The sequence below is a fragment of the Phenylobacterium sp. genome (assembly GCF_037968635.1).
Lineage (GTDB): Bacteria > Pseudomonadota > Alphaproteobacteria > Caulobacterales > Caulobacteraceae > Phenylobacterium.
Genome location: NZ_JBBKVV010000193.1, coordinates 1 through 26998, shown reverse-complemented (window position 1 = coordinate 26998; position 26998 = coordinate 1). Strand labels below are relative to the sequence as shown.

The 26998-nt window shown below is 67.0% G+C and carries 30 protein-coding genes; 18 read left to right on the top strand and 12 right to left on the bottom strand.

Annotated elements, in window-relative coordinates:
- Positions 1 to 52: 52 nt before the first annotated feature.
- The 3 genes from AAC997_RS20620 to AAC997_RS20610 all read right to left on the bottom strand — a co-directional run bounded on the left by AAC997_RS20620 (position 53) and on the right by AAC997_RS20610 (position 2759).
- Positions 53 to 1237 (bottom strand): VWA domain-containing protein, encoded by a 1185-nt coding sequence (locus AAC997_RS20620; RefSeq protein WP_340647585.1) that lies wholly within the window; start codon positions 1235 to 1237, stop codon positions 53 to 55.
- A 323-nt stretch (positions 1238 to 1560) separates the two neighbouring features.
- Positions 1561 to 2070 (bottom strand): recombinase family protein, encoded by a 510-nt coding sequence (locus AAC997_RS20615; protein WP_340647584.1) that lies wholly within the window; start codon positions 2068 to 2070, stop codon positions 1561 to 1563.
- Positions 2071 to 2225: 155 nt separating this feature from the next.
- A complete protein-coding gene (locus tag AAC997_RS20610) occupies positions 2226 to 2759 on the bottom strand; it encodes a GNAT family N-acetyltransferase (protein WP_340647583.1) in 534 nt (177 codons plus the stop codon).
- A gap of 37 nt (positions 2760 to 2796) precedes the next feature.
- Between AAC997_RS20610 and AAC997_RS20605 the strand changes: the two genes are divergently transcribed.
- The 4 genes from AAC997_RS20605 (at position 2797) to dxs (ending at position 6862) form a co-directional block, all read left to right on the top strand.
- The gene (locus tag AAC997_RS20605; protein WP_340647582.1) at positions 2797 to 3723 is read left to right on the top strand and encodes a histone deacetylase family protein; all 927 of its coding nucleotides are present in this window, start codon (positions 2797 to 2799) and stop codon (positions 3721 to 3723) included.
- Between the two features lie 68 nt (positions 3724 to 3791).
- On the top strand, positions 3792 to 4034 hold the full coding sequence (locus AAC997_RS20600) for an exodeoxyribonuclease VII small subunit (RefSeq protein ID WP_293494267.1): 243 nt from the start codon (positions 3792 to 3794) through the stop codon (positions 4032 to 4034).
- Positions 4034 to 4915: a polyprenyl synthetase family protein gene (locus AAC997_RS20595; RefSeq protein WP_340647581.1), complete on the top strand. Its 882-nt coding sequence runs from the start codon at positions 4034 to 4036 to the stop codon at positions 4913 to 4915. Before AAC997_RS20600 ends, AAC997_RS20595 begins: the two co-directional genes overlap by 1 nt.
- A 24-nt stretch (positions 4916 to 4939) precedes the next feature.
- Positions 4940 to 6862 (top strand): 1-deoxy-D-xylulose-5-phosphate synthase, encoded by a 1923-nt coding sequence (gene dxs / locus AAC997_RS20590; protein WP_340647580.1) that lies wholly within the window; start codon positions 4940 to 4942, stop codon positions 6860 to 6862.
- 4 nt (positions 6863 to 6866) lie between these two features.
- On the opposite strand, the gene AAC997_RS20585 is transcribed toward dxs, so the two are convergent.
- Genes AAC997_RS20585 through flgF form a run of 6 tightly spaced genes read right to left on the bottom strand, consistent with a single transcriptional unit; the run spans position 6867 to position 10952 of the window.
- On the bottom strand, positions 6867 to 7364 hold the full coding sequence (locus AAC997_RS20585) for a hypothetical protein (protein ID WP_340647579.1): 498 nt from the start codon (positions 7362 to 7364) through the stop codon (positions 6867 to 6869).
- A 32-nt stretch (positions 7365 to 7396) separates the two neighbouring features.
- Positions 7397 to 7870, bottom strand: coding sequence for a hypothetical protein (locus tag AAC997_RS20580; protein ID WP_340647578.1), 474 nt, complete (start codon positions 7868 to 7870; stop codon positions 7397 to 7399).
- A gap of 59 nt (positions 7871 to 7929) precedes the next feature.
- Positions 7930 to 8652, bottom strand: coding sequence for a flagellar basal body L-ring protein FlgH (flgH, locus tag AAC997_RS20575; protein ID WP_340647577.1), 723 nt, complete (start codon positions 8650 to 8652; stop codon positions 7930 to 7932).
- Between the two features lie 14 nt (positions 8653 to 8666).
- Entirely contained in the window at positions 8667 to 9407 is a 741-nt protein-coding gene (gene flgA, locus AAC997_RS20570) for a flagellar basal body P-ring formation chaperone FlgA (protein ID WP_340647576.1), read from the bottom strand.
- Positions 9408 to 9411: 4 nt separating this feature from the next.
- Positions 9412 to 10200, bottom strand: a complete 789-nt coding sequence (gene flgG, locus AAC997_RS20565) for a flagellar basal-body rod protein FlgG (RefSeq protein WP_340647575.1) — start codon at positions 10198 to 10200, stop codon at positions 9412 to 9414.
- Positions 10201 to 10214: 14 nt separating this feature from the next.
- Positions 10215 to 10952, bottom strand: coding sequence for a flagellar basal-body rod protein FlgF (gene flgF / locus AAC997_RS20560; protein ID WP_340647574.1), 738 nt, complete (start codon positions 10950 to 10952; stop codon positions 10215 to 10217).
- Between the two features lie 223 nt (positions 10953 to 11175).
- On the opposite strand from flgF, the gene AAC997_RS20555 reads away from it, so the two are divergent.
- From AAC997_RS20555 to AAC997_RS20535, 5 genes are all read left to right on the top strand, one after another.
- Complete coding sequence (locus AAC997_RS20555; RefSeq protein ID WP_340647573.1) at positions 11176 to 11772, top strand: flagellar basal body-associated FliL family protein; 597 nt, start codon at positions 11176 to 11178, stop codon at positions 11770 to 11772.
- A gap of 101 nt (positions 11773 to 11873) precedes the next feature.
- Positions 11874 to 12866 (top strand): flagellar motor switch protein FliM, encoded by a 993-nt coding sequence (gene fliM, locus AAC997_RS20550; RefSeq protein ID WP_340647597.1) that lies wholly within the window; start codon positions 11874 to 11876, stop codon positions 12864 to 12866.
- Complete coding sequence (locus tag AAC997_RS20545; RefSeq protein WP_340647572.1) at positions 12863 to 13453, top strand: DUF6468 domain-containing protein; 591 nt, start codon at positions 12863 to 12865, stop codon at positions 13451 to 13453. Before fliM ends, AAC997_RS20545 begins: the two co-directional genes overlap by 4 nt.
- Entirely contained in the window at positions 13450 to 14415 is a 966-nt protein-coding gene (locus tag AAC997_RS20540; protein WP_340647571.1) for a MotE family protein, read from the top strand. The genes AAC997_RS20545 and AAC997_RS20540 overlap by 4 nt, the downstream gene beginning before the upstream one ends.
- 4 nt (positions 14416 to 14419) lie before the next feature.
- Positions 14420 to 17353: an endoglucanase gene (locus tag AAC997_RS20535; protein ID WP_340647570.1), complete on the top strand. Its 2934-nt coding sequence runs from the start codon at positions 14420 to 14422 to the stop codon at positions 17351 to 17353.
- Here the strand turns inward: AAC997_RS20535 and fliP are convergent, their stop codons facing one another.
- Complete coding sequence (fliP, locus tag AAC997_RS20530; RefSeq protein WP_340647596.1) at positions 17354 to 18154, bottom strand: flagellar type III secretion system pore protein FliP; 801 nt, start codon at positions 18152 to 18154, stop codon at positions 17354 to 17356.
- Positions 18151 to 18426 carry a flagellar biosynthetic protein FliO gene (locus AAC997_RS20525; protein ID WP_340647569.1) on the bottom strand — a complete coding sequence of 92 codons (276 nt, stop codon included), beginning with the start codon at positions 18424 to 18426 and terminating at the stop codon, positions 18151 to 18153. Before AAC997_RS20525 ends, fliP begins: the two co-directional genes overlap by 4 nt.
- Before the next feature lie 97 nt (positions 18427 to 18523).
- Here AAC997_RS20525 and flgB point away from each other — a divergent pair, with 97 nt between their 5' ends.
- From flgB to AAC997_RS20480, 9 genes are all read left to right on the top strand, one after another.
- Positions 18524 to 18952, top strand: a complete 429-nt coding sequence (gene flgB, locus AAC997_RS20520; RefSeq protein WP_340647568.1) for a flagellar basal body rod protein FlgB — start codon at positions 18524 to 18526, stop codon at positions 18950 to 18952.
- Between the two features lie 11 nt (positions 18953 to 18963).
- A complete protein-coding gene (flgC, locus tag AAC997_RS20515) occupies positions 18964 to 19383 on the top strand; it encodes a flagellar basal body rod protein FlgC (RefSeq protein ID WP_340647567.1) in 420 nt (139 codons plus the stop codon).
- 11 nt (positions 19384 to 19394) lie between these two features.
- Positions 19395 to 19703 (top strand): flagellar hook-basal body complex protein FliE, encoded by a 309-nt coding sequence (locus AAC997_RS20510; protein WP_340647566.1) that lies wholly within the window; start codon positions 19395 to 19397, stop codon positions 19701 to 19703.
- Positions 19704 to 19725: 22 nt separating this feature from the next.
- A complete protein-coding gene (locus AAC997_RS20505; RefSeq protein WP_340647565.1) occupies positions 19726 to 20502 on the top strand; it encodes an ABC transporter ATP-binding protein in 777 nt (258 codons plus the stop codon).
- On the top strand, positions 20499 to 22037 hold the full coding sequence (locus AAC997_RS20500; RefSeq protein ID WP_340647564.1) for an ABC transporter permease/substrate-binding protein: 1539 nt from the start codon (positions 20499 to 20501) through the stop codon (positions 22035 to 22037). Before AAC997_RS20505 ends, AAC997_RS20500 begins: the two co-directional genes overlap by 4 nt.
- Before the next feature lie 142 nt (positions 22038 to 22179).
- A complete protein-coding gene (gene fliQ, locus AAC997_RS20495; RefSeq protein ID WP_340647563.1) occupies positions 22180 to 22443 on the top strand; it encodes a flagellar biosynthesis protein FliQ in 264 nt (87 codons plus the stop codon).
- 5 nt (positions 22444 to 22448) lie between these two features.
- Positions 22449 to 23207, top strand: a complete 759-nt coding sequence (gene fliR, locus AAC997_RS20490; RefSeq protein WP_340647562.1) for a flagellar biosynthetic protein FliR — start codon at positions 22449 to 22451, stop codon at positions 23205 to 23207.
- Between the two features lies 1 nt (position 23208).
- Positions 23209 to 24333 (top strand): flagellar biosynthesis protein FlhB, encoded by a 1125-nt coding sequence (gene flhB / locus AAC997_RS20485; protein WP_340647561.1) that lies wholly within the window; start codon positions 23209 to 23211, stop codon positions 24331 to 24333.
- A gap of 111 nt (positions 24334 to 24444) precedes the next feature.
- Positions 24445 to 26511, top strand: a complete 2067-nt coding sequence (locus AAC997_RS20480) for an ATP-binding protein (protein ID WP_340647560.1) — start codon at positions 24445 to 24447, stop codon at positions 26509 to 26511.
- A 22-nt stretch (positions 26512 to 26533) separates the two neighbouring features.
- On the opposite strand, the gene AAC997_RS20475 is transcribed toward AAC997_RS20480, so the two are convergent.
- Positions 26534 to 26815: a hypothetical protein gene (locus AAC997_RS20475; protein WP_340647559.1), complete on the bottom strand. Its 282-nt coding sequence runs from the start codon at positions 26813 to 26815 to the stop codon at positions 26534 to 26536.
- Positions 26816 to 26998: the final 183 nt, after the last annotated feature.

The following is a 26998-nucleotide window of genomic DNA, read 5'->3' as shown; positions in this document are numbered from 1 at the left end:
GACGAGCTTAGCAGGCTAATGCGTGTCGCAAACGATTGTCCGCCTGCGACCTTTAGCGCGAGAGTTCCCGCATCGCCTTGTCGAGGCCTTCGATGGTCAATGGATACATCCGATCGCCCAGAAGCTGCTTCATCACCTCGATCGAGGGGGTGTAGTCCCAATGCCGTTCGGCGGTGGGGTTCAGCCAGATCATGTTCTCGTAGATGCCCGCCACCCGATCGATCCAGACCGCGCCGGCTTCCTCGTTCCAGTGCTCCACAGAGCCGCCCGGATAGGTGATCTCATAGGGGCTCATGGTGGCGTCGCCGACGAAGATCACTTTGTAATCGTGGGAATATTTGTGGAGAATATCCCAGGTGTTCAGTTTCTCCGCGTGGCGGCGACGGTTGTCCTTCCAGACGCTCTCATAGAGGCAGTTGTGGAAGTAGTAGAACTCCATGTTCTTGAACTCTGACCGTGCGGCCGAGAACAGCTCCTCACAGACCTTGATGTGGCTGTCCATCGAGCCGCCGATGTCGAAGAAGATCAGGACGCTGATCTTGTTGCGACGCTCGGCGCGCATGTTGATGTCCAGGTAGCCCTTCTCCGCAGTGCCGCGGATCGTGGCGTTCATGTCCAGTTCTTCCTGGGCGCCCTCGCGCACCCAGCGGCGCAGGCGGCGCAGGGCCACCTTGATGTTGCGGGTGCCCAGTTCGACGGAGTCGTCGAGGTTCTTATACTCGCGCTTGTCCCAGACCTTGATCGCCTTCCCGTGGCGGCCCTTGTCCTGGCCGATGCGCACGCCCTCGGGGTGGTAGCCATTGGCGCCGAAGGGCGAGTCGCCCTTGGGGCCCATGCCGCCCTTGCCCTCGTCGCCCTCGCCCTTGCCTTCCTTGGCGTCCTTCATCCGCTTGGCGAGCTCTTCCATCAGCGCCTCGAAGCCGCCCATGGCCTCGATCTGCGCCTTCTCCTCATCGGTGAGGAACTGGTCGGAGAGCTTCTTCAGCCATTCGGCCGGGATGTCGGAGACCCCGATCCCGTCGACCTTCTCCAACCCCTTGAAGACGTGGCTGAAAACCTGGTCGAAGCGGTCGAGGTTTTTCTCGTCCTTCACCAGGGCCGAGCGCGACAGGTAGTAGAATTCGTCGACGGTGCGCTCGATGACCACCTTGTCGAGCGCCTCCATGAGCATGAGGTACTCCTTCAGCGTCACCGGGACCTTGGCTTCCCGAAGCTCGGTGAAAAAGCGCATGAACATGGCAGGCTTCCCTAATAGGGGGACGAACGATTGTTTGATCCCGCGAAGATGGAGGCCCGAGCGCCGTCTGTCCAGTATGCGCCGCCCCTGCGATCAGCGTTCGCTGTCGAGCATGGCCATCTACGGCGCCGCATAGCGGTCCCACGCCGCCGCACCCTTGGGCGCTGCGCCCTCGATAGCCTCGATGTCGTGGGGCGTCAGCACGACCCGCAGGGCCCAAGCACCTCAGCCAGTCGGTCGCGTCGGCGCGCGCCGATCACCGGCACGATGGTCAGTCCCCGCGCTAGCACCCAGGCGGTGGCGATCTGGGCGCGGGTGAGGCGCTAGGCCGTCGCGCGGGCCTCAACCTCGCGCAGTTTGCGCCAGACGGTCATGCGCGAGACGCCCAGTCTCCGGGCGATCTCAACGGGACCGACGCCGGCGGCTTGAAGGGCGCGGATTTGGTCGATGGCCGATTGGCCGCGGGGACGGCGATGCAGGCCGACGGGCTCCACTGACAGCACGGCCTGGAGGGCGGCGCGCAGGGCGCGTCCGCCTTCGCCTTCGCTGCAGATCTCGGGCTCGACGATGTAGAGGCTGGCGTTGCGTTCCTCGAGCTTGTCGATGACGTCGAGGACATTGCGGCTGGAACCGGCCAGGTGTTGGAGCCGGGTCACGACGAGTTGGTCGCCCTCGCCAATGAAGTCGAGGATCGAAGTCAGGACCGTGGACTCATCGGTCATCGGGCCGGCGGGCTCCTCAGCCCGGACCACGTGACACCCGATTGCCTTCAACGTCGCCGTATCGTCCGCGGAGCGTTCGTCACGCAGCCGGACATATCCAATTCTCAGCATCCCACCCGTCGCTTTCAGCTACTGCGATGATTGACGCCAAACTCGCAAAAGCCAGGGGCCTCGTCAAAGCGTAGAACCTTAAATCTCCGCAATAATTCTCCGATTATCGGCGTTCTGTTCGCTTTACCCGCAACGCGAGCAGCCATTCTGGCGGATTAGTTAGAAAACCTATCCGCAGAACGCCTTAAAATGAACTCAAGGTCTGTCGTCGACCCGACTTTGAATCCGTACTCGCCGACCTTTTCAAACCCTGCGCGCTGATAGAATCGCTGCGCGCCGTGATTTTCGGACCAGACGCCAATCCACAGACTGCGAGGTCCTCCGGCTTCCATCCAGTCCATCGTCTCCCAAAACAGCCGTCCGCCGAGCCCGCCGTTCTGGAACGCCTTGAGCAGGTAGAAGCGCTTAAGTTCGCGACAGCTTGATGTGACCTCGGGATGAGGAAGGTCACAGGGGCCGCACTGTGCGTAGCCTACAGCCCGGCCGCCCGTCTCCACCAACCATAGCGCCTTGGCCGGGTGGGCCAGATCAGCGGCCATCGCCTCGACGGTATAGGTTCCCGCCAGGAAGGCCGCCAGATCGCCGGGGTCATAGAGGTGGGCGAAGGTGTCGCTGAAGGTTCGCGCCCCCAATTCGGACAGGACGGGCGCGTCGGCGGGGCCTGCGCGGCGGATGCTGATTTCGGACATTCGGCTCGGAGCGGTTTCGGGGTTAGGATCGATTCTGATGACTGTCGCGCTCTACACCCATGCGGACATGCTCGACCACCGCCCGGGCGCCAAGCACACCGAGCGGCCCGAACGGCTGACCGCAGTGATCGACGCGTTGAGCGACGCGTCGGACCTGGATCTAGACCCCCGCGATGCGCCACTTGTTGAGCCAAGCGACTTGGCCCGCGTCCACCTGCCTATGTACGTCCAGGCGATCTTCGACGCCGCGCCCCGGCAGGGGATGCTCATGCTGGACGAAGACACCTACATGTCGCCGGGCAGCCTGAACGCCGCCCGCCGCGCCGCCGGATCGGTGGTCCAGGCGGTGCGCGACGTGGCCGCCGGCCAGCAGCAGCGCGCCTTCTGCGCCGTCCGGCCGCCGGGTCACCATGCCGAGCCGCACAGACCCATGGGGTTCTGCATCTTCTCCAACATCGCGGTCGCCGCGCGGGTCGCCCAGTCCTGCGGGCTGAAGCGGATCGCGGTGGTGGATTTCGATGTCCATCATGGCAACGGCACCCAGGCGGCCTTCGCCGGCCACGACGACCTGTTCTTCGCCTCGGTGCAGCAATGGCCGATGTGGCCCGGCACCGGTCATCCGGACGAGACGGTCCCCTCCAACATCAAGAACGCCGTGGTGCCGCCCGGCGCCCCACGGGAAGACTGGCGGAAGGCCTTTGAGAGCCTGATGCCCCATGTCGACGCCTTCGCCCCGGACCTGATCCTGATCTCGGCGGGCTTCGACGCCCACGCCTATGACCCTGTCGGCGACGCCTTCCAGAACCTGGAGGCCCCGGACTTCGACTGGGCGACCCGGGCCATCGCCACGGTGGCGCGCAAGCACAGCCAGGGCCGGATCGTCTCGTCTCTGGAGGGCGGCTATGGCCTGGAGGCTTTGGGCCGCTCCGCCCTGGCTCACGTTCGCGCGTTGTCCGATGCCTAACCTCGGGCGCCCCGTTGCAGGGGGCCGCGGGCCTCTCTAGGTTGGCTCGCTCACCTCCGGGAACCGACATGGCCGACGCCGCTGACATCGATGGGCTTTCGTTTGAGCTGGCCCTGGCCGAGCTCGAGAAGATCGTCGCCCAGTTGGAGTCCGGCCAGGCGCCTCTCGAACAGTCCATCGAGCTGTATGAGCGGGGCGCCAAGCTGAAGGCGCACTGCGAATCCCGCCTCGAGGCCGCCCGTCTGCGGGTGGAGAAGATCGTCATGGGCGCCGATGGCGCGCCGGGGGTCGAGGCGGCGGAATTCAACTGATGCCTGAGCTTGCCCACCGCGTGACCGAGGCCGCCGACCTGGTCACCGTCGCGCTGGACGAGCTGTTGCCCCGCGCCGAGGGGCCGGAAGCCCGGCTGACGGAGGCTATGCGCTATGCGGCGCTGGGGCCTGGAAAGCGGCTGCGGCCCTTCTTCGCCATCGAGACCGGCAAGATGTTCGACCTCGACGAACGCCCGGTGCTGCGGGCGGCCTGCGCGGTGGAATGCGTCCACGCCTACAGCCTGGTGCATGACGACCTGCCGGCCATGGACGACGATGATACGCGGCGGGGGCGACCCACGGTGCATGTGGCCTATGACGAGGCCACGGCCATCCTGGCCGGCGACGCGCTGCAAACCGCGGCCTTTGAGATTCTTGGCCACCCTGACACCCACAAGGACGGCAATGTCAGGTCGGAGATGGTGTTGCGCCTGGCCCAGGCCTCAGGCGCGAGGGGCATGTGCGGCGGCCAGATGATAGATCTGCTGGGCGTGCGCGACGACCTGGGCGCCGTGGCCCGCATGCAGCGCCTGAAGACCGGAGCCCTGATCGCGGTGTCCTTCGAGCTGCCGCTGATCATGGCTCATGCCGGGGAGGGCGAGCGCCACGCCCTGATGGGGTTCGCCCAGGACCTGGGCCTGGCCTACCAGATTGTCGATGACCTGCTGGACCACGACGGCGAGGACGCCGTGCTGGGCAAGAAGGCCGGCAAGGACGCCGCCAAGGGCAAGGCCAACTACGTCACCCTGCTGGGCGCCGAAGCGGCGCGCGAACGGCTGAAACTGCTGATCGAGCAGACCAAGGCGCACCTCGATCCCTTCGGCCCGCGGGCTGAATTCCTGCGAGCCAGTGTGGATTTCGTGCTAGAGCGCCGAAACTGATTTCAAGAGATTTGTCCGCGTAACATGCCGCCAAACACGCCTCTGCTCGACAAGGTCGCCTCGCCCGCCGACACGCGTGGGTTCAATGCTTCGGAGCTGAAGCAGCTCGCAGACGAACTGCGGGCCGAGATGATCGATGTCGTGTCTCAGACCGGCGGCCACTTCGGCGCTGGACTGGGCGTGGTCGAACTGACCGTGGCCCTGCACCATGTCTACCAGACCCCCGACGACATCCTGATCTGGGACGTCGGCCACCAGGCCTATCCGCACAAGATCCTCACCGGCCGTCGTGACCGCATCCGCACCCTGCGCCAGGGCGGCGGGCTGTCGGGATTCACCAAGCGGACCGAGAGCGAATACGATCCCTTCGGCGCGGCTCACGCGGCTACGTCCATCTCGGCGGCGCTCGGCTTCTGCGCGGCCCGCGACGCCAAGGGCCGCGACAATCGGGTGGTCGCCGTGATCGGCGACGGCTCGATGAGCGCCGGCATGGCCTATGAGGCGATGAACAACGCCTGCGAGACCACGGGCCAGCTCACCGTCATCCTCAACGACAACGACATGTCCATCGCGCCCCCGGTGGGCGGGATGAGCGCCTATATGGCCCGGCTGGTCTCCGGCGGCGGCTACCAGTCCCTGCGCCACCTGGGCAAATCGATGGCGCGCGTGCTGCCCAAGCCGTTACAGGAAGCCGCCCGGAAGGCGGAAGAATTCGCCCGCGGCATGGTCACCGGCGGCACCTTCTTCGAGGAACTCGGCTTCTACTATGTCGGCCCCATCGACGGCCATGACATGGACGCCTTGGTGCCGATCCTGAAGAACGCTCGCGAGATCACCGATCGCCCCGTCCTGGTCCACGTCGTGACCCAGAAGGGCAAGGGCTATGCCCCGGCCGAGAGCGCCGACGACAAGCTGCACGCGGTGGTGAAGTTCGACGTGGTGACCGGCCAGCAGGCCAAGTCCGCCCCGGTCGCCCCGCAATATACCAAGGTCTTCGCCCAGGAACTGAGCAAGCACGCCCGTCTCGATCCCAAGATCGTGGCCATCAACGCGGCCATGCCCTCGGGCACCGGGCTCGATCTGTTCGGCAAGGAATTCCCCGACCGGACCTTCGACGTCGGCATCGCCGAGCAGCATGCCGTCACATTCGCGGCGGGCCTGGCCGCCGACGGGATGAAGCCGTTCTGCGCCATCTATTCGACCTTCCTGCAGCGCGGCTACGACCAAGTCGTCCACGATGTGGCCATCCAGCGCCTGCCTGTGCGGTTCGCCATGGACCGCGCGGGTCTTGTCGGCGCCGACGGGCCGACCCATGCCGGGTCCTTCGATATCGGTTTCATGGGCTCGCTGCCGGGCATGATCCTGATGGCCCCCTCCGATGAGGCTGAACTGGCCCACGCGGTGGCCACCGCCGTCGCCATCGACGACCGCCCCTCGGCCTTCCGCTATCCGCGCGGTGAGGGTGTGGGCGTAGCGATCCCCGACCTGGCCGCGCCGTTGGAGATCGGCAAGGGCCGGATCGTCCGCGAGGGCACGACCGTCGCCATCCTGTCGCTGGGCACGCGCTTGGCCGAGAGTTTGAAAGCCGCCGAACTGCTGGGCGCTCGGGGTTTCTCCGTCACCGTCGCCGACGCCCGCTTCGCCAAGCCGCTGGATATAGAGCTGCTGCTGCGCCTGGCCCGCGAGCACGAGGCCCTGATCACGGTCGAGGAAGGGTCGATGGGCGGCTTCGGCGCCTTCGTTTTGCAGGCGCTGGCCGAGCATGGCGGCCTGGATCGCGGGCTGAAGGTGCGCACCCTGGTGCTGCCCGATATCTTCCAGGACCACGACAAACCCGAGATCATGTACGCCCAGGCGGGTCTCGATGCCGAGGGCATCATGCGCGGGGCGCTGAACGCCATGGGCGTCGATAATGTCTCCGCCGCTGGCGCGGGCCGCCGGGCCTAAACCCCTATCTGCAGGCGCGTAGGAACGGCCGGACCTGTTTCAGGGGGACCGGTGGCACGGTCTTGGATTCTCCTAGGCCCGACAGGGTGAGGACACCGGTCTTCTTGAACGCTGCGATCACCGGCGCACGGGTGGCGACTTCGGCCGACAGCAGGGAGGCCCCGTTCAGGTCATCGACGCCGGCCTGGCCGCGCAGGGTGGCCGAGGCGGACCCGGACGTCAGCACAACGCTGGTGGGCCAGGGCGCCGGGCGGCCGATGGTGTCGACCCAGACCCCGTCCTGCTGGCGATCGGCGAGCCTGCTGGCGACGACGAAGGAGACCGTAACCTGTCCGGTCCCCCGCGGGCAGCGCAGGGCGGTGACCACGTCGTCGGGGGCGCCGTAGACCAGACCCACGTCGGGAAAGGCCTTGTCGTTGGACAGCGTCCAGACACGGCCGTCCTGCGCGTGGGCGGCGGTGGCGGTGGCGGTGAGCAGCAACACGGCGAGGGCAAGCTTCATGAGGCCAAGCTAGCACCCCAATCGGGCATCCTCTAGGCGCGGCAGGAAGCGAAGAAGCCGTTCACGGCGCCGCGTTCTGGCCCGCGGACCGGCAGGGCGGCCTTGCGGCCATTGGCGACGACGGAGAGATCGCCCGTCGAAGCGAAGCTGGCAAGGGCCGGGTCGGTGATCGAAGCCTTGGCTTCGACATAGGCCGCGCCTTCACCCATACCGGGGGTCGCTTCAGCCGCCAGCCGGCTGTTCTGGCGACGTGAGACAAGCTGGATCGCGTCGGAGGGCGCATCCATCGGCGCCGTCATTGAGACCAGAACCTGACCCGAACGGGGCTGGCAGGTCATCATGATCAGCACATTGTCGCTCTGCGGCTGGCCATAGGCCAGTTTGGCGCCTTCGCCTTCCGCATGGTTCAGGGACCAGGCCATGTCGGGCATGCCGCTTGAGCCCTGGTGGGCGCAGGAGGCCAGTAGGCAGGAAATGCCCAGTCCGATGATCGCGCGACGTTTCATGAGCAGGACGCTCCCTTCGAGGAGGAAACGCCGCCGCTCTGTTAAGGTTTCAAGCCGGATCAGAAGGGCGTGAAGCGTTCCACCAGCGACTGCGCCATGGGCGTTTTCTGCACGCGGCTGATGTCGCCGCGACCGCCGTAGCTGATCCGGGCCTCGGCGATCTGCGTGTGCTTGATGGTGTTGGAGGACGAGATGTCCTCGGGGCGAACAATGCCGGCGACGGTGAGCTGGCGCAGCTCGGCGTTGGTGCGCACCTCCTGGGTGCCCTGGATCACAAGGTTGCCGTTCGGCAGGACGGCGGAGACCACCGCCGCGATGGTGAGGGATATCTTCTCGGCCCGTCTCACGGCTCCGGAGCCGGCGTTGGAGGTGTTGGAGTTGGTCTCGATGCCGGCGGCGAGGTCGGTTCCCGGCGGCAACAGGCGGCCAAGACTGCCGGAAAGGCCGAACAGGGACGGCGCGGCGGCGGCCATGCCTGAGGTCCGGCTGCTGTTGGAAGCGTTCGAGGTCTGGGCGCTATCGTTGATGTCGATCTGGACGGTGAGGATGTCGCCGACCCGGGCCGCGCGCTGGTCGATGAAGAAGGCGCGCGCGCCAGAGCGCCAAAGGGAGTTCGCGCTGGCAGGCTGGCCCTGGTTGCTGGCGAGGTAGATCTGCTCCTGCGCCACCAGGGCGGAGGGATAGCCCACCGGCGCCAGGGTTGGGCCGACCACGGCTTCCTTTACCGTGGAGCAGGCGCCGAGGGGCATGAGGACGACGAGGACGAGAGCGGAAAGACGCATGGGGCGGTTACTTTCTAGCGCTGAGCGTACTGGGCGCGGCCCAGTGATTTGAGCCGGTCGGCGGCGGGGCCGACGAGGGCCTGGCCTGGGCCGCTGGCGGTGGCCTGAATGATCTTCTTCGAGGCGATATTCTGCACCGAGACGGTGTCGCCGATCCCGGCGGCGCCCATCGCCTTGCCCCCGAGGGAGAGGCTTACGCCGCCGGCTTCGTAGATCACGGTGACGGCGTCGCCCGCCTTGATCACCTGGGGCGCGGAGACGTCGCGCAGTGAGACCGCGGCGCCAGCGCGCAGCGGGCGTTTTGCCGCCATGCCGATCACGGCGTCGGCGTCGCGGGGCGCGTCCGTCGGCGAGGCGGCGGCCTTGGCCCAGACCACGTCCTGGGGTTGGACCATCTCGCCCGCCGACAGACTGCGGGCATAGGTGAGGATTTCCACATTGCCACGGGTGACGGCCGCGCTGGAACCACCGTCATACCCGGCGCGGACAACGATACGGCGGATGCCCTCGGCGTTGGCCCAGTCCAGCCCGGCGCGACGGGCGGCCAGTTGCACGGCGCCGGCGTCCAGGACCGCTGTGGTCCCCGGCCGGGTGGCGACGGCGACCTTGCCGGCCGCCCCCGCGCCATCGAAAAGGTCCGAGAGGGTGATGAGGCCGTCGGCGTCGAGGGTTTCGGACTTCAGGGTCACGGCCTGGCCGGCGAGGGCCGGGGCGGCCGACAGCGCCAGGACGGCGGCGAGGATCAGGGTGCGCATCAGCCTAGCCCTTCAACTGGTTGGCGGCCTGCAGCATCTGGTCGGCTGACGAAATGACCTTGGAATTCATCTCATAGGCGCGCTGGGCCACGATCAGTGAGGTGATCTCGGTGACGGCGTCGACGTTGGAGGCCTCGGTATAGCCCTGCAGCAGGGTGCCAAAGCCGGTGGCGCCAGGCGCGCCGGTGGTGGCGGCGCCCGAGGCGCCGCTCTCCATGAACAGGTTGTCGCCTATGGCTTCCAGGCCGCCCTCGTTGACGAAGGTCGCCAGTTCCAGGTTGCCCACCGTTTCGGGGGCCGTGGCGCCGGCCTTGGTCACCTGGATCTGGCCGGATTTGGAGATGATCACGTCGGTGGCGTCGCCAGGGATCGTGATGGCCGGCTGCAGCTGATAGCCGTCCTCGGTGACGAGCTGGCCCTGGTCGTTGAGCGACAGGTTGCCGGCGCGGGTATAGGCGGTCTCGCCGGACGGCTTGAGCACCTGCAGGTAGCCGCGCCCGTCGATGGCCACGTCGTAGCGGTTGCCGGTGGCGGTCATCGAGCCCTGTTCGGTGATGCGATAGACCGAGCCCGCCTTCACGCCGCCGCCGACCTGGACTCCCGTGGGGACGATTGTCCCCTGGTCCGACGACTGCGCGCCGGCCCGTTCCAGGGTCTGGTAGAGCAGGTCCTGGAACTCGGCCCGTTGGCGCTTGAAGCCGACGGTGTTCATGTTGGCGATGTTGTTGGAGATGACCTCGACATTGAGCTGCTGGGCAGCCATGCCGGTCGCGGCGGTGCGAAGTGCTTGCATCTCTTAGACTTTCCTTACTGCGCCTTGCCCATGCGCTCGATCGAGCGACGGGACAGGTCGGCGTTGGAATCCATCATCTTGGCCATCGACTCGTAGGCCCGGGTCACTTCCATCATTCGAGTGATCTCGAGGACGGTCTTGACGTTGGAGCTCTCCAGCATGCCCTGGTGGACGCGGGCGTCCGGGGCGGCCTGAGGCTGGGCGTTCGAGGTATTTCGATAGAGGTTGTCCCCGGCCTTCTCGATGACCGAGAGGGTGTCGAAGCGGACCACGGCCACCTTGCCGATACGCTCGGAACCCTGGCTGATGGTCCCGTCGGTGGCGATGGTGACTGCGCCTTTCTGGGGATCGACGGTGATCTCGCCGCCACCCTCGTCCAGTAGGGCCTGACCGCCCTGGGTGGTGACGCGGCCGGTGTCGTCCATCCGGAAGTGGCCGTCGCGGGTGTAGCGCTCGCCGTCCGGCGTCGTGACCTTGAAGAAGCCCATGCCCTCGATGCCGAGGTCGAAGGGCGCGTCGGTCTTTTGCAGGGCGCCGGGGGTGAAGTTGCGAGCGACGCCGGAATCCAGCACGAACTTGATCGGCTTGGGACCGCCCTGGGTCATGGCCGGAGCCCGCGGCGCGGTTTCCACCATGAGGCTCTCAACCTTGAAGCCGGTGGTGTCGGCATTGGCGATATTGTTGGCCACGATGTCGAGCTCGCGGCGCAGCGTCATCTGCCTCGACAGTCCGACATAAAGAGCGTTGTCCATCGACCTGCTCGAACCCTTAACCTGCGACACTTTCGTCGAAGGCAAGACTGCAAGCTTCGGGCCAGTCTAAAAACACAACAAAATCAATATATAAGAGGGTTAACAAACTCTTTTCGGCGCATTTTGCCGGGCAGGCTTGGGTCGGCCTCATCGCCTCCAAAAAAACCAGTCCTTAACCATGTCGGCCGCACACAGAGGGGATAGATTCTAAGGAGCCGCGCACGTGGCCAAGGACAAGGTCAAGGAAGCCCCGGCTGGCGAAGCCGCTGAGGGCGAGGAAGGCGAAGGCGCTTCTGCGAAGAAGAAGCTGCCGATGAAGATGATCATCATCGGCGCCGTGGCCGCGGTGCTGGTGCTGGGCGGCGGCGGAACCGCCGCCATGATCTTCCTCAAGCCCAAGCCCGACGCCGAGCACGCCAAGGCCGACGCCCACGGCAAGGAAAAGAAGAAAGAAAAGAAGGGCGAGAAGGGCAAGGAAGAAAAGACCATCGGCGCCGTCGCCGAGGGTCCGGACGGCGTCCTGTTCTACACCATGCCCAATGTCGTGGTGAACATGCAGACGGCCGACGGCCGCGCCACCTTCCTGAAGCTCAAGCTAACCCTTGAGGTTCCCAACCAGGACACGGTGGATCTTCTGGAGCCCAACATGCCCAGGCTCCAGGACATGTTCCAGACCTTCCTGCGCGAACTGCGCCCCGAGGACCTGCAGGGCAGCCAGGGATCCTACCAACTTCGGATGGAAATCCTGCGCCGGGTGAACCTCGTGATCGCGCCTTCAAAAGTAAATGCCGTCCTCATTGAGGAGATGTTGATCAACTAGGGCCTATCCCTGGTCGGCGTATCCCCATGGACGAAGAACTCGAAAACCAGAACGCCGCCGAGGGCGAGGATTGGGCTGACGCGGAGCAATCCGCCGACAGCATGGTCGGCTCCGAGCGCATCCTCAATCAGGATGAAATCGACAGCCTGCTGGGCTTCGATCTCTCCGATGAGGAGGCGGCTGAGCGCTCGGGCATTCGCGCCATCATCAACTCCGCGCTCGTCTCGTACGAACGCCTGCCGATGCTGGAAATCGTCTTCGACCGCCTGGTGCGGTACATGACGACCTCCCTGCGGAATTTCACCTCCGACAACGTCGAGGTCAGCCTCGACAACATCTCTTCGATCCGGTTCGGCGACTATCTGAACTCGATCCCGCTGCCGGCCATCCTGTCGGTGTTCAAGGCCGAGGAGTTGGAGAACTACGGTCTGCTGACCGTCGACTCCAACCTGATCTATTCCATCGTCGACGTGCTGCTGGGCGGACGCCGCGGCACCGCGGCCATGCGCATCGAGGGCCGTCCCTACACCACCATCGAGCGCGTGCTGGTGCAGCGGATGGTCGAGGTGGTGCTGGCCGACGCCAAGCTCGCCTTCGAGCCCCTGACCCCGGTGACCTTCACCCTGGACCGCCTGGAGACCAATCCGCGCTTCGCCGCCATCGCCCGGCCGCCGAACGCCGCTATTCTGGTCAAGCTGCGGGTGGACATGGAGGATCGTGGCGGGCGCATCGAACTGCTGCTGCCCTACGCCACCCTGGAGCCCATCCGGAAGATGCTGCTGCAGCAGTTCATGGGCGAGAAGTTCGGCCGCGACAACATCTGGGAAGGCCACCTGGCCACGGAGCTCTGGACCACCCAGATGGAGGTCCGCGCTGTCCTGGACGAACAGCAGATCAGCCTGAAAGAGGTTCTGAACCTCGAGGTTGGCCAGACCATCATGCTCAACGCCACCCCTGACAGCCTCATCGAGCTGAGGGCCGGAACTATCCCACTCACCCGGGGCCGCATGGGCCGCCGCAATCATCACATCGCCGTCCGTGTGGAGGCGCCGCTTACGCCCCACGCCCGGCGCGCCATTCAGAGTCTGAAATGAGCCTGATCGCCCTTGGGATGAACCTGATGCTGGCCGGCCTGCTGGCCGCCGCCCTGATGATGGGCTTTCGGCTGAATGGTCGGCTGAAGCATCTGCGCGACAGCCACGACGGTTTCGCCAAGGCCGTCGCCGAGCTGGATGTCGCTGCGGCCCGCGCCGAGCAGGGGCTGGCCGACCTGCGCGCCGCCACCGACGAGGCCACAGACGCCCTGGCCGACCGGATCGAGAAGGCTCGCGCCCTGACCGCCAAGCTGGATCGCCAGCTTCAGGGCGCGCCTGCCGCGGCCGCCCCGGTCCACACTGACCGCGCCGAGCGCATGGACCGCGCCGATCGCATGGCGCGCGCCGAACGCAGCGCGCCGATCCCCTTCCGCCGCGAGGTCGCCGACATCGATGAGCAGGACGTGGAGCGCGTCACCCATCGCCTGGGCGCTCTGCTGTCGGCGGCCCGCGAGTCCCGCGCCCGGCCAGAGCCTGAGCGGTTTGTCCGTCCCGAGATCGCCCCGGCGCGCCAGCGTCCCCGCTTTGAAGACGACCTGTTCGACGGCCCCACCGATCGCGTGGCCGTCGCTGGAGCCCGCCGATGAAGAATATTCCACGCATTCTGCCCCTGGTGGGCATCGCCGCCGCCGGGGTCCTGGCGGTGAACGCCATGGCCGGCGCAAAGTCGCTGCCCGACATGTTCTCTGGCGCAAAGGCCTTCGCCGAGGAAGCCGTCAATCCGAAGAGCAAGGGCGCTGCGGGGGACGCCGCCAAGACGCCGGACACCACGGTCGGCCTGGACGGCGCGGCCATTGGCTCGGCCCTGGACGCCTCGTCCCTGTCGTTGGCGCCCAAGGCGGCGCCGGCCGTCTGCGCACCCACCGCCGCCGAACTGGCCAAGGAGGCCGGCCTCTCGCCTGCTGAGCTGCAGATCCTGCAAAGCCTCGGCTCGCGCCGTGGCCAACTTGACCAGCGCGAGCAGGACCTCGACGTCCAACTCGCCCTGCTGGCCGCGGCCGAAGCCAAGCTCGACGCGAAGGTGAAAACCCTCACCGGGCTGAAGGGCGATATGCAGGGTCTTCTGAACCAGGCCGACGGCAAGGAGCAGGCCGAGGTCGACCGCCTGGTGAAGGTGTTCGAGGGCATGAAGGCCAAGGACGCCGCGCCGCGCATGGTCATGCTGGACGACTCCGTGCGCCTGCCTATCGCGGGCAAGATGAAGGAGCGCGCGCTCTCCGCTATCCTGGCGGCGATGCCGCCGGCCGAGGCCAAGCGTCTGACCGAAAGCCTGTCGCGCCGCTTCGCCGACGCGCGCAAGGTCGCGGCCTCCGCGGAAGGCGCGGCGTCCAACGCCGCGGCCAACGCCGCCACGCCGAAGCAGGCCTCCATCGACCCCACCGCCGAGCCGGCGCCGGTCGCCAAGGCCGCGCCCCGAAAGGCTGCGCCCAAGAAGGTCGCCGCCCGCAAACCGGCGCCGAACAACGCCCCGGTCAAGCAGGCCGCCGCCGCAGGGGTCGCTGGTTGCGCGGTCGGAGCTGCGGCGGCGGCTCCGCCGAACGCCGGCTAGTCCGTTGAGCCTGCGTCGGGCCCTTCACTCCAGCGTCGCGGCGATCTGCATCGCCGGCGTGATCGCGCCTGCTGGTGTGGCCGCCCCGACGGCTGTGCAGGTTGCGCCCCGCGGTCCGCTGGATGTGCGTGTGGCTCAGGCCCGCGACTTCTCGCGCATCGAGCTGCACTGGACCGGCGGCGCGCGCGCCATCACCAAGCGCGACGGCCAGGTCCTGACCCTGACGTTCAATCGGGACGCAAATCCCGATATCGCGCGCCTGCGGGTCGATCCGCCAAAATGGCTGAAGACCGCCGAGGCCCGCCATTCCGGCGGCGGGTTGGAACTGGTCCTGACGCTGGCTGACGACGCCGAGGCCAAGGTCGGGAACGCCGACGGCGCCACCTACATAAATCTCTTCGAGCGGCCGCCGCCGCTTGAAGCCAGTCTCGCCGAGACCTCCGCTCCAATCGCCCCGCCCGAGCCGCCACGCCCCAATCCGGCGCCGGCCAGCGGCGTCGTGGCGATGGACGCCAAGTTGGTCAACGGCCAGGTCATGCTGACCTTCCCGTGGGCCAATCCGAACGGGGCGGCGGTGTTCCGGCGCGGTGACGCGATCTGGGTGGTGTTCGACGCCCCGGCCGATCTCGACGTCTCCAGGGCCCCCCGGGGCCTTCGCCAGTTTTCGAAGGTGCAGAGCTTCAAAGGCTCGGACTATTCCGCCGTCCGCATCGCGGCTCCCAAGGGCACTCCCTTCTTCGCCTCGGCCCAGGGGGCGGTCTGGACCGTGGCGATCGGTCCGGGCGCCCAGAGCCAGGGCAGCCAGGTTCGCATCGTCCGCGACGCGGTCGGCGGTCCGGCGGCCCTGAAGGCGGTGGTCTCGGGAACGACACGCACCCTGAAGGTAAGCGATCCTATCGTCGGGGACACCCTCTCGGTGGTCACTGCGCTGAGCCCCGCCAAGGGCGTGCCGAGCCGCCGCGAATATGTTCAGATGGCGGTCTTGCCGTCGGCTCAGGGCGTGGCGCTCGAGTCCTACGTCGAGGATCTGAGCCTCAGCCACGAGGGCGACCTGGTGCGGATCGGTCGTCCGGCCGGTCTCGCCCTGTCGCCGGCGTCCGCGGGGATCGAGCGGGCCGAGGCTGATCTGGGGGCGCCACAACCGGCCGGGATGCCGGGTATGATCGACTACGCCAACTGGCCCAAGACGGGCCATGGCGGCTTCCTGGCCCGGTACAATTCCCTGCTCAACGCCTCCATGGAGGAGGCCGGCAAGGGCCGCGACGCGCCGGTGGCCGCGCGCATGGCCCTGGCTCGATTCCTGGTGGGGTCGGAGCTCTCCTTCGAAGCCATCGGGGTGCTGAACGACACCGCCCGCACGCATCAAGAACTGCTGGACGATCCCGAATTCCGCGGCCTGCGCGGAATCGCCCGGGTCATGGCGCGCCGCTATAAGGAGGCGGAGGCCGACTTTGCAGCCCCGATCCTGGCCGACGATCCGTCGGCGGCCTTGTGGCGGTCCTACATCGCCGCCCAGCAGGCCCACTGGCCCGAGGCCCGCAGCCAGTTCGCCGCCGGCGCCGAGGCCTTCGGACAGTTCTCGCCCACCTGGAAGGCCCGCTTCGCCCGCGCCGACGCCGAGGCCGCCCTGGCGCTTGGAGATATCGAGGGGGCCGACGCCCGCATCAAGCTGGCCTTGATGGATCGCACCGAGCCGCTGGAGGAGCTGGCCACGAGGCTGGTTCAGGCCCGCGTCGTCGAGGCCCAGGGCCACCCCGACCGAGCCCTGCGCATCTATGCCGCCGTCACCAGCGCCCCGGTGGAGTCGCTCTCGGCGCCGGCTTTGCTGCGCGCCACCCAGATCCGTCTGGCCTCGGGCAAGATCACACCGGTCCAGGCCGCTGACGTGTTCGACGGTCTGCGCTATCGCTGGCGGGGGGACGCCACCGAGCTGGAGACGATCCGGGCGCTCGGTCAGCTCTATCTGAACCAGGGCCGCTATCGTGAGGCTCTGGAGGCTTTGCGGTCGGCCGGCCAACGGCTGCCCGACCTGCCCGAAGCCCTGCAACTGCAGAACGACCTGGGCGGCGCCTTCCGCGGCCTGTTCCTGAACGGCACGGCCGATGGTCTGGAGCCGATCCAGGCGCTGGCCCTGTTCTACGACTTCAAGGAACTGACGCCCCTGGGCGCCGACGGCGACCAGATGGTGCGCAAGCTGGTCCGCCGGCTGGTGGACGTCGACCTGCTGGATCAGGCCGCCGATCTGCTGAAGTACCAGGCCGACAACCGGCTGGACGGCGTGGCCCGCGCCCAGGTGGCCACGGATCTGGCGCTCATCTACCTGATGGACCGCAAGCCCGAGCAGGCCCTGCAGGCCATCAACGCCTCACGAACCACCATCCTGCCCACCGCCCTGAACATCGAGCGACGGCTGGTGGAGGCCCGGGCCCTGATGAACCTCGGCCGCCTTGAGGCGGCCCTGGAGGTCATTGAACGCGACACCTCACGGGAGGGCGCGGACCTGCGCGCCGAGGTGGTCTGGAAGAAGAAGGACTGGCCCGGCGCTGGGGCCCTGTTCGAGAAGTCCTTGGCTGACCGCTGGAAATACCCAGGCCCGCTCGCCGCCGAGGAGGAGGGCAAGCTGCTCCGCGCCGGCGTCGCCTACAGCCTGGCCGGCGACGACGGAGGACTGTCGCGCCTGCGCGAACGCTACCAGAGCTTCGCAGACCAGGCCCGCAATCCCGACGCCCTGCGCGTCGCGCTGTCGGGTGTGCAGGAGGGCCGGCTTGGCGTGGCCGACTTCGGCCGCATCTCCGCCGACAACGAGGCCTTCGCCGGCTGGGTCGCCAAGATGAAGGTGAAGTTCCGTGACCGGCCCACGCCCGTCGGGTTGCGCACCGCGTCGACCCCGACTCCGGCCAAGACGGCCCAGGCCGCGCCCGCGCCCTCGAAGGGCTGATCAGCCGCCGCCGGCCCCGCGCTGGAAGCTTTCCACCAGACTGCCCGCCACCAGCCGCCAGCCGTCCACCAGCACGAAGAAGATCAGCTTGAAGGGCAGGGACACCACCACCGGCGGGAGCATCATCATGCCCATGCTCATCAGGACGCTGGCGACCACCAGGTCGATCACCAGGAACGGGATGAACAGCAGGAAGCCGATCTCGAAGGCGCGCTTCAGCTCCGAGATCATGAAGGCCGGCGTGACCACGCGGATCGGGATTTCCTGCAGGGTCTTGGGCCGTTCGACCTTGGAAAGACGCACGAAGAGCGACAGATCCTCACGATCCACCTGGCTCAGCATGAAGGTCTTCAGGGGTTCGCTGGCGGCGTCAAAAGCCTCGGGCAGCTCGATCTGCTGTTCCAACAGAGGCCTGATCCCCTCGTCATAGGATTTCTGCATCGTCGGGCCCATGACGATGGCTGAGAGGAAGATGGCCAGGCTGATGATCACCGCGTTGGGCGGGCTTTGCTGCAGGCCCAGGGCCGTGCGCAGCAAGGACAGGACCACCACGATCCGCACGAAGGAGGTGGTCATGATGACGATGGAGGGGGCGAGCGACAGGACTGTCAGCAGGCCCATCAACTGGACGACGCGTTCGGTGAGGCCGGCGCCTGTGCCGAGGTTGATGTTCACCGCCTGAGCAAGGGCCGTGGCGGGAAGGATCAGGCTGCCCAGGGTGATGAGCGCCGACAGCAGGAAGGCCCGGCGCCAGTCCTCGGCGCGCAGGTGGGTGAGGGATTTGAACCTTCCGGCCATCAGGCGCGGCCCTTCTTCACAGGCGGGAGGACCTGGCCCTCGCCCAGCAGCAACAGACGTTCCTCGCCATCGCAGGAGATCAGGACCAGGCGGCGCGCGGGATCGAGCACCAGGCTCTCCACCACCTCCAAGCGACGTTCCTTGCGGCCGGTGGCGGCGGTGAACCGCGCCATGGCCTCGGGGCCGAAGCGGCGCAGGGCGACGGCGGCCAAGCCGACAAGTCCCAGGGTGATGGCCAGGGCGAACACGGCCCGGGCGAAGATAGCGAAGTCCATCGCGATGAGACGGTGAGGAGGCGGCCGGCCGAAAGCGCCGGTCAGGGCCAGGAGTGCCGCAAGGGTCTTAAGGAGCGATTAACCCTATTTATTCACCATGTTTCTCATGGATATCGGCGACATCCCCCTGTTCTCGATGCTGCGCGGCCGGATGGGTTATCTGTCCGAGCGCCAGAAGCTGATCGCCCAGAATGTCGCCAATTCCGACACGCCGGGCTTTTCGCCCAAGGATCTGAAGCCCTACGACTTCGCCGCCCACATGAAGACCGCCGGCTCCGGGGCGGGAAGGGTCACCATGACCCAGCCGGGCCACATGCTGCCGCCCAGCCAGCGCAGCGGACCCGGTGGCGCCTTCAAGGCCAGGACGGCCAAGGACTCCGAGACCACGCTCGACGGCAACTCCGTCGTTCTGGAGGAAGAGATGCTGAAGATGTCGGACGCCCGTATGAGCTACGAGGCCGCGATTGGCTTCTACCAGAAGTCCCTGAACCTGCTGCGGATGGCCGCGCGGGCGCCGGGCAAATAGAGGCGAGATAGATGCCCGACATCAAGCCCGTCAGCGGCGTCGCCCAGGCGATCGCCACCTCGGCCCTCCGCGCGCAACAAGGCCGAATGCGGATCATCGCCGAGAACATGGCCAACGCCAACTCCACCTCGAAGACTGCCGGGGGCGACCCCTATCGTCGACAGGCCCCGGTCTTCAACGCGGTCAAGATCGACGGCGGCATGGGGGTCCGGATGAGCCGGGTCGAGCCGGACATGAGCGCCTTCAAGAGCGAGTACAATCCCGGTCACCCCTCGGCCGACGCCAAGGGTTATGTGAAGACGCCCAACGTCAACACGCTGGTCGAGGCGCTGGATATGAAAGAGGCCCAGCGGGCCTATGAAGCCAATCTCAATGTGATCGAGACGGCGCGCGCCATGGAAACGCGCACCCTCGATCTGCTGAAGCGATAGGAACCTAGGCCATGATGACCGCGCTCGCCGCCGCCCAGGCCTATGCCTCCACCCAGGGGGTCGGAGGCGCCAAGCCCGCCGCCGCGGCCGCCACTGAAGGCGGCCTGGACTTCGGGTCCCTGGTGAAGTCGGCCATGACCGACGCCATGCACGCCTCAAAGCATGCGGAGAACCAGATCAAGGCGAACGTGGCCGGCAAGGCCGAACTGATCGACGTGGTCACCTCGATCTCGGCGGCCGAGGCCAGCCTTGAGACGGTGATGGCGGTCCGCGATCAGGTGATCAGCGCCTATCAGGAAATCATGCGTATGCCGATCTGACGATCGTTGGTTAAGGTCGGGGATGGCCCAGACCGCGATCGAACTTTCGGCAATCGAGAAACGCTACGCCGCCCACGCCGCTCTGGCGGGCGTGAGCCTCACCATCTCGCCCGGCGAGTTTGTGGCCCTCGTCGGACCCTCGGGGTCGGGCAAGACCACCCTGCTCAAGACCATCAACGGGCTGGTGACCCCGGACGCTGGAACGGTGCGGGTGCTGGAAGAGGATGCGGGCGCGGTCCCTGTCCACGTCCTGCGCCGCCGTATCGGCTACGTGTTCCAGGAGATCGGGCTGTTCCCGCACCTGACCGTCGCGGAGAACATCGCCATCACGCCCAAGTTGCTCGGCTGGGAAGCCGCCCAGATCGCGGCCCGCGTTGAGGCCCTGCTGGGTCTCGTCGACCTGCCCCGCGAGATGGCCGGCCGCCTGCCGGGCGCCCTGTCGGGGGGGCAGCGACAGAGGGTGGGCGTGGCGCGCGCTCTGGCCGCCGAGCCGAAGATCATGCTGATGGACGAGCCCTTCGGCGCGCTCGACCCGGTGACCCGCGACCAGCTCGGGACCGACTACCGCGCCCTGCATGACCAGCTTGGCCTCAGCACCGTCATGGTCACCCACGACATGAGCGAGGCCGTCCTGCTGGCCGACCGTATCGTGGTGCTGAAGGCGGGCGTCATCGTCGCCGACGGCACGCCGGGCCATCTCAGCGCGCGCAGCGACGACCCCGACGTCCGCGCCCTGATGGACGCGCCGCGCAGACAGGCCGAGCGTCTGGCCGCCCGCCTTTCGGAGAGCGACTCGTGAACCCGCGTCTGGCCGCCGCCTTCAACCTGCTGCCGGAATACCTGGCCTGGCACGTGTTGCTGAGCGCCAGCGCCCTGGCGCTTGGACTGATCATCAGCCTGCCGCTGGCCGTCGCCGCCAGCCGCAGTCCGCGCCTGCGATGGCCGGTTCTGGCCTTTGCGGGCCTGATCCAGACCATTCCGAGCCTGGCCCTGCTGGCCCTGTTCTATCCGCTGTTGCTGGCGGTCTCGGCGCTCAGCCTGTCGCTGACCGGGCACGGCTTCTCGGCCCTGGGGTTCCTGCCGTCGCTGCTGGCGCTCACCCTCTACTCCATGCTGCCGATCCTGCGGACCGCCACCACGGGCATCCTCGGCGTCGATCCTGCGGTGCGCGAGGCCGCCGACGGCGTGGGCATGACCGCCCGCCAGAAGCTGTTCCAGGTGGAGCTGCCGCTGGCCATGCCGGTGATCATGGCCGGTGTGCGCACCGCCGCGGTCTGGACCATCGGGGCGGCGACCCTCTCCACGCCGGTCGGCCAGACCAGCCTGGGCAACTACATCTTCGCCGGTCTGCAAACCGAGAACTGGGTCAGCGTCCTGTTCGGCTGCGCCGCGTCGGCGGTGCTGGCGATGACCGCCGACCAGCTGCTGGGCCTGATCGAGACTGGCGCGGCCAAGCGCGACCGGCGTTTGATGATCACGGGCGGCGTGGGTCTTCTCGTCGGGGTGGTGATCGCCATCCTGCCCCTCGCCAGCTTCGGCAAGCCCGGCAGCTATGTCGTGGGCGCCAAGAACTTCTCGGAGCAATACATCCTGGCGGAGCTGATGGCTGACCGCCTGGAAAAGGCCGGCGGCACGGTGAACCGCAAGGAGGACCTCGGCTCGGCGGTGGCCTACCGCGCCTTGGCGGCCGGTGAGTTGGATGTCTATGTGGACTACACCGGCACGCTCTGGACCAACGTGCTCAACCGGCAGGACAATCCGGGCCGCCAGGCTGTGCTGGACGGCCTCACCGCCGAACTGAGGCGGAAGGACGGGGTCACCGTCCTGGGCTCGTTGGGCTTTGAGAACGCCTACGCCTTCGCCATGAACGCCGACCGGGCCAAGGCCCTGGGCATCGTCAGTCTGGCCGACCTGGCCCGGGAGGCGCCCAAACTGACGCTGGGGACAGACATCGAGTTCCTGTCGCGGCCGGAGTGGAAAGCCGTCGACGCCGCCTACGGCTTCAACTTCAAGGCTCGCCGATCCTTCCAGCCCACCTTCATGTACCGGGCGTTGTCAGGGGGCGAGGCCGACGTGATCTCAGCCTTCTCGTCGGACGGGCGGATCGCGGCGGACAAGCTGCTGGTGTTGACCGATCCCAAGGGCGCGTTGCCGCCCTATGACGCGGTGATCCTGATCTCGCCCCAGCGTGCCGACGACCAGCGACTGATCGACGCGCTGCGGCCCCTGGTGGGTTCGATCCCGGTGGCCGCCATGCAGGCCGCCAACTACAGCGTCGACCGCGATACCGCCAAGGCCAGCCCCGCGGAGGCGGCAAGGGCGCTGGAGAAGTGAGGGTCTGGCGTCGCGTGACGCTCCAAAATCGCGCCTTGAAGGCCTCGCCAAGTGACGAAGTGATGGGGTGAGGTAGCCCTTCGTTAACCATGTCTGCGCGAGATGGGGATAGCTATTCTCCCCTGTTTTCGCGAGGCCCTTCATGAACGGCGCCGAGGTTCTGGACGTCGGTCGGGACGCCATCTGGCTGACCCTGCAACTGTGCGCGCCGGTCCTGCTCGTGGGCCTGGTGGTGGGGGTTGGGGTTGGCCTCATGCAGGCCCTGACGCAGATTCAGGAAGCCACCTTGGTCTATGCGCCCAAGATCGTGGCGATCTTCATTTCGCTGCTGCTGTTCCTGCCGTTGATGGGCGCCCTGATGAGCGGTTTCATGCGCCAGATCGCCGCCCGCATCGCGGCGATGTAGGCGGCGTGGAGTCCTACGCCACAGCCCAGCAGGTCTATGTCGGCGGACTGGTCTTCGCGCGGCTTTCGGCGCTCCTGATGTTGATGCCAGGGGTCGGGGACACCACGGTGCCGCCGCGGATCCGGTTGGCCTTCGCCTTCCTGATGACCCTCATGTTGCTGCCGGTGGTGGCCCCCAACATGCCGGCTGTGCCGGCAGCCATGGGGACCATGGTCGCGGGTCTTCTGAAGGAGGTGCTGATCGGGCTGATGATCGGCACCATCCTGCGGATCTTCCTGATGGCGCTGTCCACGGCGGGAGAGATCATCTCCATTCAGACGACGCTGTCCTTCGCCCAGACCGCCGCGCCGGGCATCGCGCCGGGGTCCTCGACAATCAGCACCTTCCTGGGGCTCATCGGCCTGACCCTGATCATGTCGACGGGGCTGCACCACCTGTTCCTCAGCGCCATCGTGAAGTCCTACACCCTGTTCCCCTTCACTCGGGATCTGCCGGTGGCGGACTCCGCGACCTTGGCGGTGAAAACCGTGGCCGACTGCTTCAAGCTGGGGGTCCAACTCGCGGCGCCGCTGCTGGTCTTCTCGCTCGTCTTCAATGTGGCGGTCGGTCTGGTGGGCCGGGTCATGCCGCAGTTTCAGGTCTTCTTCGTGGCCTCGCCGCTGATGGTGATCCTGGGCCTCTCGATCCTGGCGCTCAGCCTCGGTGTCATCGGCACCGTCTGGCTCAGCCGATACCGGGAACTCCTCATGATCTTCGGCGGCTGAGATGGCTGACGACAGCGATCCCGCGTCAAAAACAGAAGAAGCCACAGCGGCGAAACTCAGTAAGGCGAGGGAGCAGGGCGATGTTCCCAAGACGCCGGACCTGGCCACGCTGGCGTCCTTCGCCGCCGCCGCCAGCGTGCTCGCCATCGCCGGGGGCTCCTTGTGTCGTAATCTGGCCATCGCCCTGATGCCGTTCATCGCCCACCCTGACTCCATCAGCGTAGAGGGCGGCGGCAGCCAGCAGGTGCTGCTGTATGTGGTGAAGGCCGGCGCGCCGCTGATGCTGGGCGTGTTGTTCGCCGCCGCCTTGGCTGGCGCGGCGGGCAATCTGGTCCAGACTGGACTGATGTTCACCCCCAGCAAGGTGTTCAAGTTCGACTTCAAGAAGATTTCCCCCATGGCGGGGCTGAAGCGGATGCTGGGGCTCGACGCCCTGATGCAGTTCTTCAAGTCGCTGGTGAAAATCGCGCTGGTGGGCTGGATCGGCTATCTCGTGGTCAAGCCGCATATGGCCGAGTTCACCCAGCTCTCGGCCATGGACCCCACCTCCATCCTGCCCTTCGCGGCCAAGCTGATCCGCAACCTGGCCTTCTCAATCGCCGCCTTCCTGCTGCTGATCGCGGGTCTGGACTGGTTCTGGCAGAAGCAGCGCTTCATGAAGCGCCAGCGGATGAGCAAGGAAGACCTGAAGGAAGAGTACAAGCAGACCGAAGGCGACCCCCACATCAAGGGCAAGCAAAAGCAACTCCGAATGGTCCGCGCTCGCCAGCGGATGATGCAGAACGTGCCCGGCGCCACCGTTGTCGTCATGAACCCGACCCACTACGCGGTTGCGCTCAAGTATGAGGCCGGCGGCGAGGGCGCCCCCCAGTGCGTCGCCAAGGGCATGGACGCCATCGCGCTCCGTATCCGCAAGGTCGCCGAGGACAACGGCGTGCCGGTTATCGTCGACCCGCCGCTGGCCCGCTCGCTCTACGCCTCGGTGGAGATCGAGGAGTTCATTCCGCAGAAGCACTATGAGGCCGTGGCCAAGATCATCGGCTTCATCATGCAGAGCGAGAAGAAGGCTGACGCCCCCAAGCCGAAGCCGAAGATGACGCCCACCCGCGTGCGGGTGCCCGGATGAATTCCGGCGGGGCGCCCATCCACCGTAAAGCCGCGTAATCTCAGGGCTTCATGTATGCTGACCACCGATTCGCCGGGCCAACCCGTTCAGGGCGCCCGCCTGGGACACCCCATGGCTGAGCCGACTGCAAAACGCCGGTTTGATCCGCTGACCGCTGCAGCGGTGGTGTTCTTCCTCATGGCTGTCGCTTTCGCCGCCGCCCCTGCCATCAACGCCGGCCCCGCCACCCTGGCCGGGCTGATGCTGCTGATCGGTCTGGCGGGGGTCGCCTGTCTGGGGCTGTTCGCCCTGCGGGGCTCCGTCGAGGCCGCCGCCGAGAGCGAGCCGGGCGCCGACAAGCTCATCGAGGCGCTGTCAGAACCCGCCGCCATCGCCGCCGCCGACGGCCGCATCCACGCCGCCAACGGCGCCTGGAAGGCCGTGCTGGGCCTGGCGCCGCGCCTGCCCAAGGGCGGCCCCTCGGCCGCCAGCCTGTTCTCGGCGCTGACCGCCGCGCGCCGGGGCGACACCGCCCAGGCCTCGATCCGCACCAACGGGACCGAGCACAACGCCACGATCTCGCCCCTGGGCGCGCGCCGCTTCCTGGTGCGCCTGAACGCCGGCCCCGCCGAGCCCCTGGCCCTGCCGTCGGCGGCCATGGATGTGCTCACCGCCTTCTCCAACGCCATGCCGCCGCCGCCCAAGGTGCTGGACGCCTTCGCTGCGGCCTCGCCCTTCGGCGCGGCCCTGTTGGAGGGGGAGGACCCCTTCGAATCCACCATCGTCGAGGCCAACCCAACCCTGGCCGCAGCGCCGGGCTATGGCGGGGTGGGCTCCACCTTCGGCGACCTGATCGAGACCGCCAGCCGGGCCGACGCCTCGCAACGGCTGAAGGACGGCACGGCGGGCGGCGGGGCGCTGGAAGTGCGCCTGGCCAAGGACCCCACCAAGATCGCCCACCTCTATCTGTCCAAGAGCGACGGCCGCTGGGTCGCCTATCTGGTGGACGTGTCGGCGCAGAAGCAGATCGAGCTGCAACTAGCCCAGAGCCAGAAGATGCAGGCCATCGGCCAACTCGCCGGCGGTGTGGCCCACGACTTCAACAACCTGCTGACCGCCATCTTCATGCAGCTCGACGTGCTGTCGACGCGCCACCCCGTGGGGGACCCCTCCTATGAGGGTCTCAGCGAGATCCGCTCCACCTCCACCCGCGCCGCCGATCTGGTGCGCAAGTTGCTGGCCTTCTCGCGCAAGCAGACCGTGCAGCGCGAGATCCTCGACCTCGGCGAACTGATCAGCGAGTTCGAGGTGCTGCTGCGCCGCGTGCTGCAGGAAGACGTCAAGCTGGAGACCGAGTACGGCCGCAACCTGCCCCATGTCCGGGCTGACCGCGGCCAGCTCGAGACGGCGGTGATGAACCTGGCGGTCAACGCCCGCGACGCCACCCGCATGAACGGCGGCTCCCGCGTCACCATCCGCACCGCCCGCGTCACCGAGGCCGAGGCCCATGCGCTGGGCTATCCCTCGGCCCAGGGCGAACAGGCTCTGATCGAGGTGTCCGACGACGGCCCCGGCATCGCGTCCGATGTGGTGGACAAGATCTTCGATCCCTTCTTCACGACCAAGCCGGTGGGCGAGGGGACGGGCCTGGGTCTGGCCACCGTCTACGGCATCGTCAAGCAGTCGGACGGCTGGATCGGCGTTGAGTCCAAGCCGGGCCAAGGCGCGGCCTTCCGTATCTTCCTGCCGGTTCACGCCGCCCCGGCGATCGCCGACAAGCCCCCGGCCCAGAAGGCCACGCGCCCCGCCGCGCGCGACCTCTCCGGCGCCGGCCGCATCCTGTTCGTCGAGGATGAAGACGCCGTGCGCGGTGTCGCGGCCAAGCTGCTGCGCGCCCGCGGGTATGAAGTGATCGAGGCGGCGTCCGGCGAGGAAGCTTTGGAACTGGCCGAGGAACACGCCGGCACCATCGACCTGATGATCTCCGACGTGGTTATGCCGGGCATGCAGGGGCCTGACCTGTTGAAGCACGCACGGGTCTATCTGGCCGGCGCCCCGGTGATGTTCATCTCCGGCTATGCCGAGGCCGAGTTCTCCAACCTGCTGGAAGGCGAGACCAACGTCTCCTTCCTGCCCAAGCCCATCGATATCAAGACCCTGGCCGAGCGGGTGAAGCAGGAGCTTCAGAAGGCGGCTTAGGCTTTCCCCCGCGGGGGGAGTTCTAAATCTTCAGCTCGAAATAGCCGGTGTCGCTGCCAGGCGTGTAGCCGACCATGGTGATGCGGTATTCCTTGCCGTCGGCGAGGCGCAGGTGTCCGTCGCAGGCCTTGAAGGCGTTATCGGCGATCTCTTCCGTGGTCATGAAGGAGCCGCGCAGCGCCGCGCCGCCCTGGCGCAGGCCGGCCAGGGCGCCGATGATCTCGTAGGCGACTGTGCCCTTGAATCCCTTGTACGACAGTTCGCCCTCGCCCGTGGTGGTTGTGGGGGTGCGACCGTTCTTCATCGTGTATGCCATGGCGTGCTAACGGCTGAACCCACGTTTCGATCCGCGAGTGTGTCGCAAGTATTCCGCAGGATTTCTTGACTTGAGGCTTGTATAAGCCGCCGCGAGGCTGCATTAGCCGCGCCCCCCCGGCGTCTTCCCACGCCGCGGCTGACTGATCGGACTATCGACACTATGCCCTTC

What these genes read in the sequence shown, in the direction of transcription:
- AAC997_RS20540 (WP_340647571.1), top strand. Translation starts at nt 13,450, where the DNA reads ATGAAGAATATTCCACGCATTCTGCCCCTGGTGGGCATCGCCGCCGCC.
- flgG (WP_340647575.1), bottom strand. Translation starts at nt 10,200, where the DNA reads ATGCAAGCACTTCGCACCGCCGCGACCGGCATGGCTGCCCAGCAGCTC.
- AAC997_RS20475 (WP_340647559.1), bottom strand. Translation starts at nt 26,815, where the DNA reads ATGAAGAACGGTCGCACCCCCACAACCACCACGGGCGAGGGCGAACTG.
- AAC997_RS20545 (WP_340647572.1), top strand. Translation starts at nt 12,863, where the DNA reads ATGAGCCTGATCGCCCTTGGGATGAACCTGATGCTGGCCGGCCTGCTG.
- AAC997_RS20615 (WP_340647584.1), bottom strand. Translation starts at nt 2,070, where the DNA reads ATGCTGAGAATTGGATATGTCCGGCTGCGTGACGAACGCTCCGCGGAC.
- fliQ (WP_340647563.1), top strand. Translation starts at nt 22,180, where the DNA reads ATGAACGGCGCCGAGGTTCTGGACGTCGGTCGGGACGCCATCTGGCTG.
- AAC997_RS20620 (WP_340647585.1), bottom strand. Translation starts at nt 1,237, where the DNA reads ATGTTCATGCGCTTTTTCACCGAGCTTCGGGAAGCCAAGGTCCCGGTG.
- AAC997_RS20600 (WP_293494267.1), top strand. Translation starts at nt 3,792, where the DNA reads ATGGCCGACGCCGCTGACATCGATGGGCTTTCGTTTGAGCTGGCCCTG.
- AAC997_RS20510 (WP_340647566.1), top strand. Translation starts at nt 19,395, where the DNA reads ATGATGACCGCGCTCGCCGCCGCCCAGGCCTATGCCTCCACCCAGGGG.
- flhB (WP_340647561.1), top strand. Translation starts at nt 23,209, where the DNA reads ATGGCTGACGACAGCGATCCCGCGTCAAAAACAGAAGAAGCCACAGCG.
- AAC997_RS20580 (WP_340647578.1), bottom strand. Translation starts at nt 7,870, where the DNA reads ATGAAACGTCGCGCGATCATCGGACTGGGCATTTCCTGCCTACTGGCC.
- AAC997_RS20480 (WP_340647560.1), top strand. Translation starts at nt 24,445, where the DNA reads ATGGCTGAGCCGACTGCAAAACGCCGGTTTGATCCGCTGACCGCTGCA.
- flgH (WP_340647577.1), bottom strand. Translation starts at nt 8,652, where the DNA reads ATGCGTCTTTCCGCTCTCGTCCTCGTCGTCCTCATGCCCCTCGGCGCC.
- flgC (WP_340647567.1), top strand. Translation starts at nt 18,964, where the DNA reads ATGCCCGACATCAAGCCCGTCAGCGGCGTCGCCCAGGCGATCGCCACC.
- dxs (WP_340647580.1), top strand. Translation starts at nt 4,940, where the DNA reads ATGCCGCCAAACACGCCTCTGCTCGACAAGGTCGCCTCGCCCGCCGAC.
- AAC997_RS20595 (WP_340647581.1), top strand. Translation starts at nt 4,034, where the DNA reads ATGCCTGAGCTTGCCCACCGCGTGACCGAGGCCGCCGACCTGGTCACC.
- AAC997_RS20585 (WP_340647579.1), bottom strand. Translation starts at nt 7,364, where the DNA reads ATGAAGCTTGCCCTCGCCGTGTTGCTGCTCACCGCCACCGCCACCGCC.
- AAC997_RS20505 (WP_340647565.1), top strand. Translation starts at nt 19,726, where the DNA reads ATGGCCCAGACCGCGATCGAACTTTCGGCAATCGAGAAACGCTACGCC.
- AAC997_RS20525 (WP_340647569.1), bottom strand. Translation starts at nt 18,426, where the DNA reads ATGGACTTCGCTATCTTCGCCCGGGCCGTGTTCGCCCTGGCCATCACC.
- AAC997_RS20610 (WP_340647583.1), bottom strand. Translation starts at nt 2,759, where the DNA reads ATGTCCGAAATCAGCATCCGCCGCGCAGGCCCCGCCGACGCGCCCGTC.
- flgA (WP_340647576.1), bottom strand. Translation starts at nt 9,407, where the DNA reads ATGCGCACCCTGATCCTCGCCGCCGTCCTGGCGCTGTCGGCCGCCCCG.
- flgB (WP_340647568.1), top strand. Translation starts at nt 18,524, where the DNA reads ATGTTTCTCATGGATATCGGCGACATCCCCCTGTTCTCGATGCTGCGC.
- fliM (WP_340647597.1), top strand. Translation starts at nt 11,874, where the DNA reads ATGGTCGGCTCCGAGCGCATCCTCAATCAGGATGAAATCGACAGCCTG.
- flgF (WP_340647574.1), bottom strand. Translation starts at nt 10,952, where the DNA reads ATGGACAACGCTCTTTATGTCGGACTGTCGAGGCAGATGACGCTGCGC.
- AAC997_RS20605 (WP_340647582.1), top strand. Translation starts at nt 2,797, where the DNA reads ATGACTGTCGCGCTCTACACCCATGCGGACATGCTCGACCACCGCCCG.